The 14,956-nt window shown below is 66.0% G+C and carries 16 protein-coding genes; 10 read left to right on the plus strand and 6 right to left on the minus strand.

The window, feature by feature from the left end; translation table 11 throughout:
* The coding region (locus tag ACILRN_RS10240; RefSeq protein WP_395687960.1) for a DMT family transporter at window positions 1–919 on the plus strand (919 nt) is incomplete at its 5' end.
* Here ACILRN_RS10240 and ACILRN_RS10245 read toward each other — a convergent pair.
* The 4 genes from ACILRN_RS10245 to ACILRN_RS10260 all read right to left on the minus strand — a co-directional run bounded on the left by ACILRN_RS10245 (window position 891) and on the right by ACILRN_RS10260 (window position 4,046).
* Window positions 891–1,238, minus strand: coding sequence for a YkvA family protein (locus ACILRN_RS10245; RefSeq protein ID WP_395687962.1), 348 nt, complete (start codon window positions 1,236–1,238; stop codon window positions 891–893). The two genes, ACILRN_RS10240 and ACILRN_RS10245, sit on opposite strands and share 29 nt — an antisense overlap.
* Before the next feature lie 57 nt (window positions 1,239–1,295).
* The gene (locus ACILRN_RS10250) at window positions 1,296–1,478 is read right to left on the minus strand and encodes a twin transmembrane helix small protein (RefSeq protein WP_395687964.1); all 183 of its coding nucleotides are present in this window, start codon (window positions 1,476–1,478) and stop codon (window positions 1,296–1,298) included.
* Between the two features lie 76 nt (window positions 1,479–1,554).
* Window positions 1,555–2,400, minus strand: coding sequence for an SDR family oxidoreductase (locus tag ACILRN_RS10255; RefSeq protein WP_395687966.1), 846 nt, complete (start codon window positions 2,398–2,400; stop codon window positions 1,555–1,557).
* Window positions 2,400–4,046 carry an acyl-CoA dehydrogenase family protein gene (locus ACILRN_RS10260; protein ID WP_395687986.1) on the minus strand — a complete coding sequence of 549 codons (1,647 nt, stop codon included), beginning with the start codon at window positions 4,044–4,046 and terminating at the stop codon, window positions 2,400–2,402. The genes ACILRN_RS10255 and ACILRN_RS10260 overlap by 1 nt, the downstream gene beginning before the upstream one ends.
* A gap of 180 nt (window positions 4,047–4,226) precedes the next feature.
* Between ACILRN_RS10260 and ACILRN_RS10265 the strand changes: the two genes are divergently transcribed.
* The 5 genes from ACILRN_RS10265 to rbsK all read left to right on the plus strand — a co-directional run bounded on the left by ACILRN_RS10265 (window position 4,227) and on the right by rbsK (window position 8,956).
* Window positions 4,227–4,745, plus strand: a complete 519-nt coding sequence (locus ACILRN_RS10265; RefSeq protein ID WP_395687968.1) for an invasion associated locus B family protein — start codon at window positions 4,227–4,229, stop codon at window positions 4,743–4,745.
* Entirely contained in the window at window positions 4,729–5,487 is a 759-nt protein-coding gene (locus tag ACILRN_RS10270; protein ID WP_395687970.1) for a phosphodiester glycosidase family protein, read from the plus strand. The genes ACILRN_RS10265 and ACILRN_RS10270 overlap by 17 nt, the downstream gene beginning before the upstream one ends.
* 49 nt (window positions 5,488–5,536) lie before the next feature.
* The gene (gene rlmN / locus ACILRN_RS10275) at window positions 5,537–6,730 is read left to right on the plus strand and encodes a 23S rRNA (adenine(2503)-C(2))-methyltransferase RlmN (RefSeq protein WP_395687988.1); all 1,194 of its coding nucleotides are present in this window, start codon (window positions 5,537–5,539) and stop codon (window positions 6,728–6,730) included.
* Between the two features lie 70 nt (window positions 6,731–6,800).
* The gene (locus ACILRN_RS10280; protein ID WP_395687972.1) at window positions 6,801–8,021 is read left to right on the plus strand and encodes an argininosuccinate synthase; all 1,221 of its coding nucleotides are present in this window, start codon (window positions 6,801–6,803) and stop codon (window positions 8,019–8,021) included.
* A gap of 14 nt (window positions 8,022–8,035) precedes the next feature.
* Window positions 8,036–8,956: a ribokinase gene (gene rbsK / locus ACILRN_RS10285; RefSeq protein ID WP_395687974.1), complete on the plus strand. Its 921-nt coding sequence runs from the start codon at window positions 8,036–8,038 to the stop codon at window positions 8,954–8,956.
* A gap of 55 nt (window positions 8,957–9,011) precedes the next feature.
* Here rbsK and ACILRN_RS10290 read toward each other — a convergent pair whose 3' ends face one another.
* Window positions 9,012–9,839, minus strand: coding sequence for a polyphosphate kinase 2 family protein (locus ACILRN_RS10290; RefSeq protein WP_395687976.1), 828 nt, complete (start codon window positions 9,837–9,839; stop codon window positions 9,012–9,014).
* Window positions 9,840–9,978: 139 nt separating this feature from the next.
* Here ACILRN_RS10290 and ACILRN_RS10295 point away from each other — a divergent pair, with 139 nt between their 5' ends.
* The 4 genes from ACILRN_RS10295 (at window position 9,979) to ACILRN_RS10310 (ending at window position 14,561) form a co-directional block, all read left to right on the plus strand.
* Window positions 9,979–10,725: a TIGR00730 family Rossman fold protein gene (locus ACILRN_RS10295; RefSeq protein WP_395687990.1), complete on the plus strand. Its 747-nt coding sequence runs from the start codon at window positions 9,979–9,981 to the stop codon at window positions 10,723–10,725.
* Complete coding sequence (locus ACILRN_RS10300; protein WP_395687978.1) at window positions 10,722–12,380, plus strand: MBL fold metallo-hydrolase; 1,659 nt, start codon at window positions 10,722–10,724, stop codon at window positions 12,378–12,380. The genes ACILRN_RS10295 and ACILRN_RS10300 overlap by 4 nt, the downstream gene beginning before the upstream one ends.
* A 60-nt stretch (window positions 12,381–12,440) precedes the next feature.
* Entirely contained in the window at window positions 12,441–13,277 is an 837-nt protein-coding gene (locus tag ACILRN_RS10305; RefSeq protein WP_395687980.1) for a MurR/RpiR family transcriptional regulator, read from the plus strand.
* Between the two features lie 66 nt (window positions 13,278–13,343).
* Window positions 13,344–14,561 carry a DnaJ domain-containing protein gene (locus ACILRN_RS10310; RefSeq protein ID WP_395687982.1) on the plus strand — a complete coding sequence of 406 codons (1,218 nt, stop codon included), beginning with the start codon at window positions 13,344–13,346 and terminating at the stop codon, window positions 14,559–14,561.
* An 86-nt stretch (window positions 14,562–14,647) separates the two neighbouring features.
* Here the strand turns inward: ACILRN_RS10310 and ACILRN_RS10315 are convergent.
* A partial coding sequence (locus ACILRN_RS10315) for an aldo/keto reductase (protein WP_395687984.1) occupies window positions 14,648–14,956 on the minus strand: 309 nt, incomplete at its 5' end.

The following is a 14,956-nucleotide window of genomic DNA, read 5'->3' on the forward strand; positions in this document are numbered from 1 at the left end:
TTGGCAAATGACAGGCATGTCGAACCACCTCACCGCCACCCGCCTGCTGGTCGCCGCAGCACCCGCCCTGTTCGTGCTCATGTGGGCAACCGGCTTCGTGGTTGCAAGGTATTCCGCTCCGCATGCCAGCCCCTTCGCATTCCTGTCCATCCGGTTTCCCATTGCCGGCCTCTTGTTCGTGCTGATCGCGCTGGTGCTGGCCGCGCCCTGGCCCGGCGCCCGCCAGGCGTTGCACGCCACGGTGGCTGGCGCCTTTCTGCATGGCGGCTATCTCGGTCCGGTCTACTGGGCCGTGGCGCATGGCATGCCGGCGGGGGTCTCTGCGCTGATCGTCGGCCTGCAGCCGCTGATGACCGCCATCCTCGCCGCTGGTCTGGTGGGCGAGCGCATCGCGCTGCGTCACTGGCTGGGGCTGGCGATCGGCATTGCCGGCGTGGCGCTGGTGGTCTCGCCCAAGCTGCAGGGCGGGCTCACTGGCGGCATCACCGCGCTCACCGTCGCCGTCAATGTGGCAGGTGCGCTGTCGATCTCCTTCGGCACCGTCTATCAGAAGCGCTTTGCCACGGCGCTCAACCTCGCAAGCGGCGGCGCCTGGCAATATGCCGGGGCAACGCTGGTGGTGCTGGTGGCGGCCCTGCTCACCGAGGACATGCGCTTCGACGGCACGCCCGAGGCGTGGTTCGCGCTGGCCTGGTCGGTGATCGTGCTGTCGCTTGCGGCGATCAGCCTGCTGATGCTGCTGATCCGGCTGGGCGATGTCGGTCGCGTGGCGAGCCTCATCTTCCTCGTGCCGGGCGTGTCGGCGCTGATGGCCTATGGCCTGTTCGGCGAAACCCTGACGGCGGTTCAGATCCTCGGCATGGCGGTCTGTGCCGGAGCCGTGCTGATCGTCACGCGGAAACCTGTTCGCCCCGCCTGAGCCGGTCGAGCGTCTCGCGGGCGCGGGCATGGTGTGCGGCGGTCACATGGGTGCGCACGGTGTTCACGGCCGCAACCAGCACGGCCAGGTCATCGGTGAAGCCCAGGCCCAGCACCATGTCCGGCACGGCATCGGCGGGCAGGATGAAATAGACCAGCGCGCCCAACAGGATGCCCTTTGCCCTGAGCGGCGTTGCCGGGTCGAAGGCGGAATAATAGGCGGCCACCAGGTCAGCCGCGAAGGGTGCGCGCGCCAGGGCGCGGGCAAGCTTCGGAAAGAACTTCGCCTTCACCTCGGCGTCATCGCGGGTCATGTCCATCGAACCCCTCCCAAACGGTGTTTGAAGAGATGGGCAGCCCGGCGCCGGAGATCAAGGTCAGCGTTGCGACAAATACAGGGTCAGCATCAGCACCACGATGGCGAGCCCCTGCAGCCCCACCCGCCAGCGCATCAGCCTCTGCGAGGTGTTGGACGAGCCGCCGCGGAACATGTTGAAGAGCCCCATGAGCAGCACCACCGCCACCGCGCCGACGGCCACATAGCTGACATAGGTCATCATCACTGTCCGTGCTCCATCAGGCGAGGGTGGTATTGAGCAAAGCCTTGGCTCTCCTCCGGGCTGACGTCAAGCGGGCTCATTCGTCCGAGGCCCGGTTGAGCAGCCGGTCAAGCAGGCGCTGCGGCAGGATGCGGCGGGCCAGCGCCATGTAATGGGTGGGTCTGGTCACGTAATAGCGCGCCCGGGGATGGGTCGATTCGACTGCGTGCACCAGTTTTTCCAGCACCGCCTCAGGCCCCAGCTTGTAGCGCGCCGAACCGCCGCGCCCCAGCCTGGCGCGCTGCCTGGCATAGGCCGCAACATGATGCGAGCGGGCCTCGTCGATGTTGCGCTCGAAATGCTGCAATGAGGTTTCGACAAACTTGCTGGCGATCGGGCCAGGCTCGATGAGCGACACAAAGATGCCGGATCCCCCGAGCTCCAGGCGCAGCGTGTCGGACAAGCCCTCAATGGCGAATTTCGAGGCGTTGTAGGCGCCTCGCCACTTCAGCGCTACGAGACCCAGCACCGAGGAGCACTGCACGATCCGGCCGGAGCCATTGGCCCGCATCAGCGGCAGGCAGGCGCGGGTCAGCTGGTGCCAGCCGAAGAAGTTCGCCGCGAACTGGGCCTCCAGAACCTCGCGGCTCAGATCCTCGACCGCGCCCGGCTGGCCATAGGCGCCATTGTTGAACAGCGCATCGAGCCTGCCGCCGGTGAGCCTCGCTGTTTCCTCCGAGCAGGCCGCAACCGAGGCCGGATCGGCATAATCGAGGGCAAGTGCCTCAAGCCCGGCGGTGCGCAGCCGCGAAAGGTCTTCGGGTTTGCGCGCCGTAGCCAGAACCCGCCAGCCGCGCGCCTGCATGCCGAGTGCGCAATGCCAGCCGATGCCGGAGGAACAGCCCGTGATGAGGATGCTGCGCGGCCTTGCGCCGTCAGCCATCAGTTGCCGCCCTCGAGCAGCCGTTTGGCGATGACCTGCGCCTGGATTTCGGCGGCGCCCTCGAAAATGTTCAGAATGCGCGCATCGCACAGGATGCGGCTGACCGGATACTCCAGTGCAAAACCGTTGCCGCCATGGATCTGCAGGGCGTTGTCGGCCGCCGCCCATGCCACCCGGGCGCCCAGCAGCTTGGCCATGCCGGCCTCCACGTCGCAGCGCCGGCCGGCGTCCTTCTCGCGCGCTGAATAAAGGGTCAGCTGGCGGGCCGCCATGATCTCGGCGGCCATCAGCGCCAGCTTGTCGGCGATGCGCGGAAAACTGATGATCGGCTTGCCGAACTGCACCCGGTCCCTGGCATAGCGCAGGCCCACGTCGAGCGCGCTCTGCGCCACCCCCACGGCGCGCGCCGCGGTCTGGATGCGTGCGGCTTCGAAGGTCTGCATGAGTTGCTTGAAGCCCTGGCCCTCGATGCCCCCCAGCAGGTTCTCCGCCTTCACCTCGAAATCCTCGAAGCGGATTTCATATTCCTTCATGCCGCGGTAGCCCAGCACCTCGATCTCGCCACCCGACATGCCCGGCGCCGGGAACGGGTCCTCATCGCTGCCGCGCGGCTTTTCGGCCAGCAGGATCGACAGGCCGCGGTAGCCGGTCTCGTCCGGGTTGGTGCGGGCCAAGAGCGTCATCACGTCGGCACGCACCGGATGCGTGATCCAGGTCTTGTTGCCGGTGATCTTGTAGACATCGCCCTCGCGCACTGCGCGCGTGCGCAGTGCGCCAAGGTCGGAGCCGGTGTTGGGTTCGGTGAACACCGCTGTCGGCAGGATTTCGCCCGAGGCGATCTTCGGCAGCCATTTCTGTTTCTGCTCGCGCGTGCCACCGCAGAGAATGAGCTCGCTGGCGATCTCGGCGCGGGTGCCGAGCGAACCAACCGCGATCCAGCCGCGCGAGAGTTCCTCCGAGACCACGCACATCGCCTCCTTGGACAGCGCCAGGCCGCCATACTCCTCCGGCAGCGTCAGCGCGAACACGCCCAGGTCAGCCAGCGCCTTGACAATCTCCATCGGCACATAGGCATTCTCGAGGTGCCACTGATGCGCATGGGGCGCCACCTCGCTGGCAACGAAGCGGTTCATCGTCTCGCGCATCTCCGAGAGCGTCTCGTCAAGGCCCGAGGAGCCGAAGTTGCCCTCGGCCATCAGGCTCACCAGGCGCTGCCGCGCCTCCGGCGTGTTGCCGCGATGGATGAGGACCAGATCATGCAGCGGCGCCATCTCGCCGCGGCTCAGGCCAAGCTCGGGAAGGCGGATGAATTCGCTCTGGTTCAGCGGAATGCCGCCCGCCACATGGTTGAGATATTCGCCGGCTGCGATCTGCAGCGTGAGGCGCTCTGTCTCTCCAAGCTGCTGTGCCGCCGACAGGCGCTGGGCAAAGCTCGCCAGTTCACGCAGGGTTGCCGCATAGGTGGCCAGCCAGGCAAGGCCATGCGCGGCATGCTGCTCCGCATCGAGGCGCTCGGAGGACAGCTTGCCGCCCGGCATCAGCCGCGCCGACAGGCGGGACCGCGCCTTGCCGAACAGCGCCTCCACAACGGTCGCGGCCTGACCCAGGTGATCCTCCAGATTTGCAACGCAAATATCTGAAATCATTTCGCTTTCAACAGCAGCCATGGTCGGGGTCCTCGTCAAGTCCGGAGTCAGGCTAGCGGAACCCCTGTTGCGCTGCAATGAGCCATCCGGCCAGGTCTGCGCCTGCCAAAATTGGGCCGGATTTGGCTGGCCAAAATGCCCGGGTGGATTTACGGCTCTGTCACGACTATGGTTCGCTGCATGATCGCTACCAGACATTTCTGCGCGCTTGCGCTTCTGCTGTTCGCCCTGCCTGCGGGCCCGGCCCTGGCCGAGGAACAGCCCCAGCAAATCGGTGTGTTCGAGGATTGGGTCGCCTATTCCTTCCAGTCGTCCGACGGCAAGGTCTGCTATGTCTCCTCAACGCCCAAGCTCAGCGAGCCGCAATCGGCAAAGCGCGATCCGGCGTTCTTCCTCGTCACCAACATGCCGGGCCGCAAGCCGCCGGTGAAGGGCGAGGTCTCCACCATCATTGGCTACCCCTTCAAGGAGGGTCAGCCCGTCAAGCTGTCGATTGACGAGAAGACCTTCGAGATGTTCTCCAAGGGCGACACCGCCTGGGTGGACAATGGCGCCGACAAGAAGATCGTGACGGCGATGAAAACCGGCAAGGAGCTGAAGGTCCGCGGCACCTCCTGGCGCGGCACCAAGACGGTCGATACCTATTCGCTCGCTGGTATTTCGGCTGCCCTCGCCGCCATCGATGATGCCTGCAAATAGGCTGCTCCGGCCGCTGTGGCTTTGGGCGGTGACGTGTCTGGTGTTGATCGGGGCGCGCCCTGCCGGCGCAGCCTGTGCACCCGAAAGCTTCGAGGGCAACCGCTATGTCATCTGCCGGTTCGACCTGCGGCAGGATCAGCTCCGCCTGTTCAGCCTCGATGCCGGTGGCGAGCCCTACGGGTCCTTTTCCGCGCTCTCGGCGGCGCTCGCCGGCAACGGGCAGGACCTCGTCTTTGCAATGAATGCCGGCATGTATGACGAGGCATTGAAGCCGATCGGCCTCTACATCGAGGATGGCGCTGAGCTGCACAAGGCCAACCGGCGCGACGGTCCGGGAAACTTTCATCTCAAGCCCAATGGCATTTTCTTCATCGACGGCGGGCAGGGCGGCGTGCTGGAAACCGAGGCCTATCTGGCCCGCCGCATCAAGCCGGCGTTTGCCAGCCAGTCCGGCCCCATGCTGGTCATTGACGGCGCCATCCATCCGAAGTTTTCCGCCACCGGAACGTCGCTGCAGCGGCGCAACGGCGTCGGCGCGCCCGATGAGCACACGCTGATCTTCGCCATCAGCGAGGACTGGGTGAATTTCCACAGCTTCGCACGCCTGTTCCGCGATCACCTCTCTTGTCCCAACGCATTGTTCCTCGATGGTGCCATCTCCAGCCTTCATGCGCCGGAGCTGGGCCGCAGCGATGGCTTCGCGCCGCTCGGCCCCGTCGTGGCGCTGGTGCGCGGGCCTTGATGCCGGCAGGCTCGCAATCCGGGCCGGTCTTGTGCTATGGGCCCCCGGCATGACCAGTCTCGTCAACCGGCTCGAGGCGCCGCCGCGCTACATCCCCAACGACCCGCGCCCATCGCTGGTCGGGCTCACCCGCCAGGCGCTGGCGGACGCGATGGGACGTGCTGGGGTGCCGGAGAAGCAGCGCCGCATGCGGGCAGGCCAGGTCTGGCACTGGATCTATCACCGCGGCGTCACCTCCTTTGCCGAAATGACCAACATCGCGGGCGACTTGCGCCAGAGGCTGGACGAGAGCTTCGTCATCGGCCGCCCGGAAATCGTCAGTGAACAGATATCCTCCGATGGCACGCGCAAATGGCTGCTCCGCCTTTCGCCGGACGAGCGCGGCGCCCGCCACGAGATCGAAACCGTCTACATTCCGGAAGAGGACCGCGGCACGCTCTGCATCTCCTCGCAGGTTGGCTGCACGCTCACCTGCACCTTCTGCCACACCGGCACGCAGAAGCTGGTCCGCAACCTGACGGCCGGCGAGATCGTCGCCCAGGTGATGACGGCGCGCGACCGCGTGAAGGACTGGCCGCGGGATATCGAGGCAAACCCCAATCCGCCGCCGGCCGGCCGCTACATCACCAATATCGTGCTGATGGGCATGGGTGAGCCGCTTTACAACTTCGACAATGTGAAAGACGCAATCGAGATCATCTCGGACGGCGAGGGGCTCTCGCTGTCCAAGCGGCGGATCACGCTGTCGACCTCCGGCGTGGTGCCGGAAATCCCGCGCGCCGGCGCCGAGATCGGCAGCATGCTGGCAATCTCGCTGCATGGCACGACGGATGAGATCCGCAACCGGCTGGTGCCGCTCAACAGGAAATACCCGATCGCGGAGCTGCTGGCCGCCTGCCGGCAGTATCCGGGACTCTCCAACGCCCGCCGCATCACCTTCGAATACGTCATGCTGAAGGGCGTCAATGATTCGCTCGCTGATGCCAAGCGGCTGGTGCAGCTGCTGAAGGGCATTCCCGCCAAGGTCAACCTCATTCCCTTCAACCCCTGGCCCGGCACGCAATATGAGTGCTCGGACTGGGAAACCATCGAGACCTTCGCCGAGGTTCTCAACCGCGCCGGCTATGCCTCGCCGGTCCGCACGCCGCGCGGGCGTGACATCATGGCGGCCTGTGGCCAGTTGAAAAGCGAAAGCCAGAAACTCCGTGCCAGGGAACGCATGGCGCTCGAGGCCGGAGCCTAACCGCCAGTTGCGGGCTGAAGCCCCGGCGTGATAGGTGGCAGCGCGGTTTGTTCCAACGAGGCCTGAAGCCATGCCGAAGCAGAAAGTGAAGAAAGTCGTCCTCGCCTATTCGGGAGGGCTCGACACCTCGATCATCCTCAAATGGCTGCAGACCGAATATGGCGCGGAGGTCGTCACCTTCACCGCCGATCTGGGCCAGGGCGGCGAACTCGAACCGGCCCGCAAGAAGGCCGAGATGCTCGGCATCAGGGAAATCTACATCGAGGATCTGCGCGATGAGTTCATCCGCGATTTTGTCTTCCCGATGTTCCGCGCCAATGCCGTCTATGAGGGCGTCTATCTGCTCGGCACCTCGATCGCCCGGCCGCTGATCGCCAAGCGCCTGATCGAGATCGCCGCCGATACGGGGGCCGACGCCATTGCCCATGGCGCCACCGGCAAGGGCAATGACCAGGTGCGCTTCGAGCTCACCGCCTATGCGCTGAACCCCGACATCAAGGTCATCGCGCCGTGGCGCGAATGGGCGTTCAAGAGCCGCACCGACCTCATTGAATTCGCCGAGACGCATCAGATCCCGGTCGCCAAGGACAAGCGCGGCGAAGCGCCGTTTTCGGTCGATGCGAACCTTCTGCATTCGTCTTCCGAGGGCAAGGTGCTGGAAGACCCCTGGCAGGAGCCGCCGCCCTATGTCTACCAGCGCACCATCGCGCCGGAGGACGCGCCGGACAAGGCCACCTACATCGAGATCGAATTCCTCAAGGGCGACCCCGTCGCCATCGACGGCAAGCGCATGCCGCCGGCGGTTCTGTTCACCGAGCTGAACCGGCTGGGCCATGACAATGGCATCGGGCGGCTGGACCTCGTCGAGAACCGCTTCGTCGGCATGAAGTCGCGCGGTGTTTATGAAACGCCGGGTGGCACCATTCTGGCCACGGCGCACCGCGCCATCGAGTCCCTCACGCTTGACCGCGAGGCCGCGCATCTCAAGGACAGTTTCATCACCAAATATGCCGAGCTCGTCTATTACGGCTTCTGGTTCTCGCCGGAGCGCGAGATGCTGCAGGCGATGATCGACAAGAGCCAGGAGCATGTCGAAGGCACGGTGCGGCTCAAGCTCTACAAGGGCAATGTCATCGTGACGGGGCGCAAGTCGCCGAAGTCGCTCTACAAGGATGCGCTGGTCACCTTCGAGGATGACCGCGGCGCCTATGACCAGAAGGATGCCGCTGGCTTCATCCGCCTCAATGCGCTGAGGCTGCGCACCCTGGCGGCGCGCAAGCGCAACAGCTGAAAAGGAGCAGGGCCATGTCGATCGCGGTGTTCGGCAGCATCAACATGGACGTGACGGCCTATATGCGCCGCCTGCCCAAGCCCGGCGAGACGCTGCATGGCCACGAGTACAAGCTGGGCCTGGGTGGCAAGGGTGCCAACCAGGCAGTGGCGGCGCGCAAGCTGGGCAGCGACGTGGCCTTCATCTGCCGCCTCGGCACTGATGATTTCGCAAAGCCGGCAGAGCGCGAGCTGGCCGGATATGGCGTCGATCTTTCGCTGGTCGGGCGTGATGCCTCGGGCGCCACAGGCCTGGCCATCATCAATGTGGGCGAGGGTGGCGAGAACTACATCTCGCTGATCGGCGGCAGCAATCTGCGCGTTGACCTCAGCGATGTGGAGCGGGCCCGTCCGGCGCTCGAACAGGCTTCGGTTCTTCTCTTGCAGCTTGAAGTGCCGCTGTCCGCTTCGCTCGCCGCGGCGGCCATCGTGCGCGGGCATGGCGGCACGGTCATTCTCGACCCTGCGCCTGCACCTGAGGGCGGCCTTGCGCCAGAGGTCCTGACATCCGTCGACATGCTGACGCCCAACGAGACCGAGGCGGGACTCATTCTGGGCTGGCAGCCGGAAACGCTCGAGCAGGGCTTGCAGGCTGCCCGCGAGCTGCGCGGCCGCGGTGTCGCCATTGCAGTGGTGAAGCTCGGCTCCAAGGGCCTTGCAGTGGCGGCCCCCGCGCTGGAAACGGTCATTCCCGCCTTCAAGGTCAATGCCATCGACACGGTGGGAGCGGGCGACTGCTTCAACGGTGGTCTTGCCCATGCGCTGGAACGTCGACAGCCCCTCGAACAGGCGCTGCGCTTCGCGTCTGCCTGCGGCGCGCTGTCGACCACACGCAAAGGCGCCTCCGCCGCCTCGCCCAAGCTGGCCGAGGTCGAGGCATTCCTCGCGCGGGCTTAGCGCGGAGTGAAGCAACGCCGGGCGGGGCCAAGAACCTGCCTGAACCCGCGTGGTTCTAAACCACCCTGATCTTCGCCGGGTTCCAGTCCTTCGGCTTGGGGTATTGCGGGTCCATCTCCTCCAGCGTTTCGCGCACGATGCGGGCGATGATGGCGTTGCGCACCCAGTTGTGGTCGGCCGGAATCACATGCCAGGGCGCGTGCTGGGTGGAACAACGCCGGATGGCAATCTCATAGGCTCTCATGTAATCGTTCCACAGCTTGCGGTCCTCGAGGTCGGCGGGGTTGAACTTCCAGCGCTTCTCCGGCGTGGCGATGCGCTCGCGCAGGCGTTCGGCCTGCTCCTGCTTCGAGATGTTGAGCATGAATTTCAGGATCCGCGTGCCGCTGGCGCTGAGCAGCGCCTCGAAGGCGTTGATCTGGTCATAGCGCTGTTCGATGGTCTTGGGGCTGGCAAGCTGTCTCACTTTCGCCACCAGCACATCCTCGTAGTGCGAGCGGTTGAAGATGCCGATGAAGCCCTTGGGCGGGCAGGCCCTGTGCACCCGCCAGAGAAAATCATGCGCGAGTTCATCCGGCGTGGGCGCCTTGAAGGCGGCGATCCTCACCCCGATCGGGCCGCAGCTGTTGAACACGGCGCGCACCGTGCCGTCCTTGCCGGAGCAATCGATGCCCTGCAGCACCACCAGCAGGGCGTGCCGGCCCTCGGCATAGAGCCGGTCCTGCAGCCGGTCGATGGCCTCGGCATCCGCCGCGGCCTGGCTGCGCGCCTGTTCCCTCGATGCAAAGCCGCCGGGCGCGCGCGGATTGCAGCGCTTCAGGGAAAAACGCGTTCCGGGTCTGACGGCATAGGTTTCGGACCAGTGGCCTGATTTCGGTATCATGTCCGGTGTCCTGGAATTGATCTTCACAATCCTGTCATGCGGCGGGCAAAAGCGCCAGTGCCGGCCGCACCACTTGCAGCCTGTTGCCGCCTGTCCTATCCCTTGCAGCCTCTCCATCAACCGGGATTCGCGCCACGTGATGCATTCGAACAAGGCTCAGCTTGCTGCCGCGGCCTACCGGCTTCCGGCAACGGACATGGATTTCCTGCTGGGCGACACGACGCGCGGCCTGCGCTTCCAGCTCGAATACCAGAAGGCCGAGGAGCACTTGCGCAAATGGGGCGTTGCCACCACGGTGATCGTGTTCGGCTCGGCCCGCGTGCAGGAGAACGATGGCAACGGCTGGTACAATGCGGCCCGCGATTTCGCCCGCATCTGTTCGGAAGAGGGCGGTGCCAAGCTGCGCAACCATGAGCCGCGCCAGAACGTGATTGCCACCGGTGGTGGTCCCGGCATCATGGAGGCTGCCAACCGCGGCGCACATGACGCGGGCGCGCCCTCGATCGGCTTCAACATCACGCTGCCCATGGAGCAGGAGCCCAACCCCTATTCGACGCCGGATCTCACCTTCCGCTTCCATTACTTCGCCATGCGCAAGATGCATTTCGCGATCCGTGCGGCGGCGCTGGTGGTGTTTCCCGGCGGCTTCGGCACCATGGACGAGCTGTTTGAAATCCTCACCCTGCGCCAGACCGGCAAGATGGATGACGAACTGCCCGTGGTGCTCTATGACTCGTCCTATTGGAAGGGCCTGATCAATTTTCAGAAGTTTGTTGAAACCGGCATGGTGAACGCGGCCGACCTCGAGCTCTTCGGCTTTGCCGATTCCCCGCGAGAGGCCTGGCAGCAGCTGGTCAGCCGCGGCCTCCGGGTTCCGGGCGCATGAGCGCGCTGCGCCTGACCTTTCACGGCGCTGCGCGCACCGTCACCGGATCCTGCTACCTGCTTGAGGCGGGGGCGGAGCGCGTGCTCATCGACTGCGGCATGTTCCAGGGGTCGAAGACCGAGCGCGAGCTCAACTACCGCAGCTTCCCCTTCGAGCCGGCATCGCTCACCGCCGTGCTGCTCACCCATGCCCACATCGACCATTCCGGCCTTCTGCCCAAGCTGGTCAGGCATGGCTACCGCGGGCCCATCCACAGCACGCTGCCGACGGTAGACCTGTGCGGCATCATGCTGCCTGATTCCGCCTCGATCCAGGAAATGGAGGTCAAGCAGCTCAATCAGCGCCGCTCCAGGCGCGGCGCGGCGGAGGTGGAGCCGATCTACACCCTCGAAGATGCGCTGGCCGCGCTCGAGCAGTTTGAAGGCCATGATTATGAAAGCTGGTTTTCGCCCGCGCCCGGCGTGCGCGCGCGCTTCTGGAATGCCGGCCACCTGCTGGGCAGCGCCTCGATCGAGCTCGAGATCGATCGCGACGGCGCGGCGCCGCTGCGCATGCTGTTCTCGGGCGACATCGGCCCCGACAACAAGATGCTGCAGCCTGATCCGCAGGCGCCGGCAGGCTTCGACATCGTGGTCTGCGAATCGACCTATGGCGGGCGTGCCCGCTTCGAGCGCAGCGAGGACGGCCGCCGCGAGATCCTCGCCGCCGAGGTCAATCAGGCCGCCCTCAAGAAGGGCGCGCTGCTCATTCCCTCCTTTGCCGTCGAGCGCACCCAGGAGCTGGTCACCGATCTCGTGCGGCTGATGGATGCGGGCGCCGTGCCGAAGGCCAACATCTTCATCGACAGCCCGCTCGCTTCCAAGGCCACCGCCATCTTCGAGCGCCATGCCGGAGAGCTGCAGCATGGAGGCGATCTTGTCCGCGCCTTCAGCTCGCCCTATGTGCGCTCGACCGAATCGGTCGAAGATTCCAAGGCGCTGTCCCGCTTCACCGGCTTTCGGATCATCGTGGCGGCCAGCGGCATGTGCGATGCGGGCCGCATCCGCCATCATCTGAAGAATCATCTCTGGCAACCCTCGACCACGGTGCTGATCGCCGGCTTCCAGGCCGAGGGCTCGCTTGGCCGCATCCTGCAGGACGGCGCCCGGACCGTCACCATCATGGGCGAAACGATCAGCGTGAAGGCCGACATCCGCCGCATCGAGGATTATTCCGGCCATGCCGATGGCCGCGAGCTGGTGGACTGGGTCAGCCACCGCCTGCCGATCGGCCGCTCGATCTTCCTCACCCATGGCGAGGAGGCAGGCCAGCAGGCCATGGCGGCCGATCTCGCCGCGCTGAACCTGCCGCATGACTGCATCGTCATTCCCGGTCTCGATTCGGTCTATGATCTCTCGGGCGAAACCTGTGCCTTCCTCGCCAGCGAGACGCGTCCCCGCATCGACCCCGCCATGGTGGCTAGGCTGGACAGCCACAATGAACTGGCAACACTGGTGCTCGACATCCGCGACGCGGTCAACGCAGCGGCCGATGAAAAGGCGCGCGGCGTGATCCTGCGCCGGCTGCGCCGCGCCCTTGCCGGCGGCGATGGCGGCAATCCCGATGGCGGCCGCCGCCGGGCGCCGGTCTCGGGCCCCTCGCGCCGCCAGGAATAGCGGCGCAAAACCGCTCCGGCGGCAGTTGGAATGATTGCACTTTCGTGAAATATTCATTCCATGATCCGTCCGCCACCCCCGCCGCGTGACTTCGCCGCGCTCAAGGCGCTCATCACCGAGCGCGCGGCGTCGCTGCCCAAGCGGCTGACGCAGATCGCCAGCTTTGCCCTCGAAAACCCTGACGAGATCGCCTTTGGCACGGTGTCCTCGATTGCCGAGCAGGCGGATGTTCAGCCCTCCACGCTGGTCCGCCTTGCCCAGGCCATGGGCTATCAGGGCTTCTCCGACATGCAGGAGATCTTCCGTTCGCGCCTGCGCGACCGCATCCTGAATTATGGCGAGCGGCTGGAGCAGCTGCGCGCCCACGCCAGGGACACCTCCAAGTCCAACGTCATCTTCCATGGCTTCTGCGAGGCCTCGGCGCGCTCGATCGCGGCGCTGGAGGAGCGGCTCAAGCCCGACGACCTCGACCGCGTGGTCGAGACGCTGGCAGATGCCGAGACCATCTATCTCATCGGCCTGCGCCGGTCCTTTCCGATCGCCTCCTACATGGCCTATGCCTTCGGCAAGCTCGGCGTGCGCGCCATGCTGGTTGATGCGGTCGGGGGCCTCGCGGCCGAGCAGCTCACCTTCGCAGGCCCGAAGGACGTGGTGCTGGCGGTGTCCTTCGCGCCCTATGCCTCGGAAACCGTGAGCCTGGCTCGTGGCGCAGCGCAGAAATCCATTCCGGTGGTGGCGATCACCGACAGCCCGTTCTCGCCGCTGGCTCAGATCGCCGGTTTGTGGATCGAGGTGAGCGAGGCCAATTTCGAAGGCTTCCGCTCGATGGCGGCCACCCTCACCCTCGCCATGACGATGACGGTTGCGGTGGCTGAAAGACGCCAGACCCCGGCCTGAATTCCGCCGTGAAGTTGCCAGAAGAGCTGCGCAGAATTCTGGGGGTTGAAGGGGCGAGCGCCGACCATGACGAGCTTTCCGGACCATTATGCCGCCCTGGGCATCGATCCCGGCGCTGATCAGGAGGTGATCGCGGCCGCCCACCGGGTGCTCGCCAAGAAATATCATCCCGACACCGGCGCCACCTCCGGCACGGCATCCGTGACGCGCTTCGAGGAGGTGCAGCGCGCCTACGAGGCGCTGCGCAGCCCCGAAAGCCGCCGCCGCTACGACGAGGAGCTGCGGGCCGCCACCGAACGCGAACTCGACGATCTTCTTGCCTCGCGCCGCCGCATGATTGCGGGCGAGCGGTCTGCTGCTGCCGCGTCGGCGCCTGGCCTGGGCGACATCCGCCCCGGTCTCGGTGCGGCAGGTCCCGCGGCCGGCCCGCCGCGCCGCTCCTTCCTGGTGCCGGGCCTGCTGCTGCTTGCCATGCTTGCCATCATCGCCGTCATGCTGATGCCAGGTCTGCCGAAACCCGGCGGCCCTGCACCGGTGGCCGATGCCGGCGTCACGCCACCTGCCGAAACGGCGCCAGCCTCGGGTCCCGCCACGCAGCCTGCCCCGGCCACGCAGCCTGCCCCGGCCACCCAGGCAGCCGCGCCGCCGCCCGCCGCAACCGGGTCTTCCACGCCGCAGGTCGCTGCCGCCGCGCCCGCAGACCTGCCGGTGTTCGGGTCCTCCGCGCAGCCTGCCGCCACCCCGCCACTGCCAGCCCAGACGGCTCAGCCCGCGCAGCCCCCACAAATTGCACCTGCAGTGCAGAATGCACCACCCGTGCAGCCCGCAGAAACAGCACCTGCAGTGCAGAATGCACCACCGGTGCAGCCCGCAGAAACAGCACCTGCAGTGCAGAATGCACCACCGGTGCAGCCCGCAGAAACTGCACTTGCAGTGCAAAATTCACCGCCCGCCGCCCTCGCGCCTGCGCCCATTCCAAAGCCCAAGCCCAGGCAGCTGGCGGTCAGGCCCGCGAAGCCTGCCGAACCGCGCGCGCCCGCACCCGGCGGGGTTGTCGCCGATGCGCCAAACGCCATGGCGCCGCGCGGGCCCTATCGGCTGGTGATCTTCGAACGCCCGCGTGGCGAGAAGGCAATCGCCTGGACGGCAGGCGTGTTCAAGTCAGTGCGCGGCTGCACCCGCTACGGCATCGAAACCGTGCAGCGCCGCGTCAATGACCGCTGGGTTGAGCTGAGCGCCGCCCGCATCTGGTATGAGTGCCATCCGCTCAGCGGTCCGCTTTAGGGCAGGGTGTCCTTGGCTGGAACCACGCCCGCGTTTTCCTCCCCGTGCGGCGAGGATTGGGTGCGCAAGAGCCCATTCCGCTCCGTTCAGCCGGGGCTGTAGATGCGGGTTGCCTCCGGGTCCTCGCTTGAAAAGGGCAGCGCCATCAGCTCGCGCCAGGCCTCCTCGCTGATCGCCCAGTCGGCCCAGCCCCTGGTCTCGGCAATGCGCTCGGGCCGGCTCACGCCCACGATGGTGGAGTCGATGCGCGGGTCGCGCAGCGAGAATTGCAGCGCCGCCGCTCCCAGCGGAATGCCGTGGCGGGCGCAGACCTCCTCGACCCGGCGGACAGGTTCCAGCATCGCATCGCTGGCCTCCTGATAGACGTAGCGCCTGTGCTTGGCCGCTCCCTTGGC

This window comes from Aestuariivirga sp. (assembly GCF_044238155.1).
Lineage (GTDB): Bacteria > Pseudomonadota > Alphaproteobacteria > Rhizobiales > Aestuariivirgaceae > Aestuariivirga.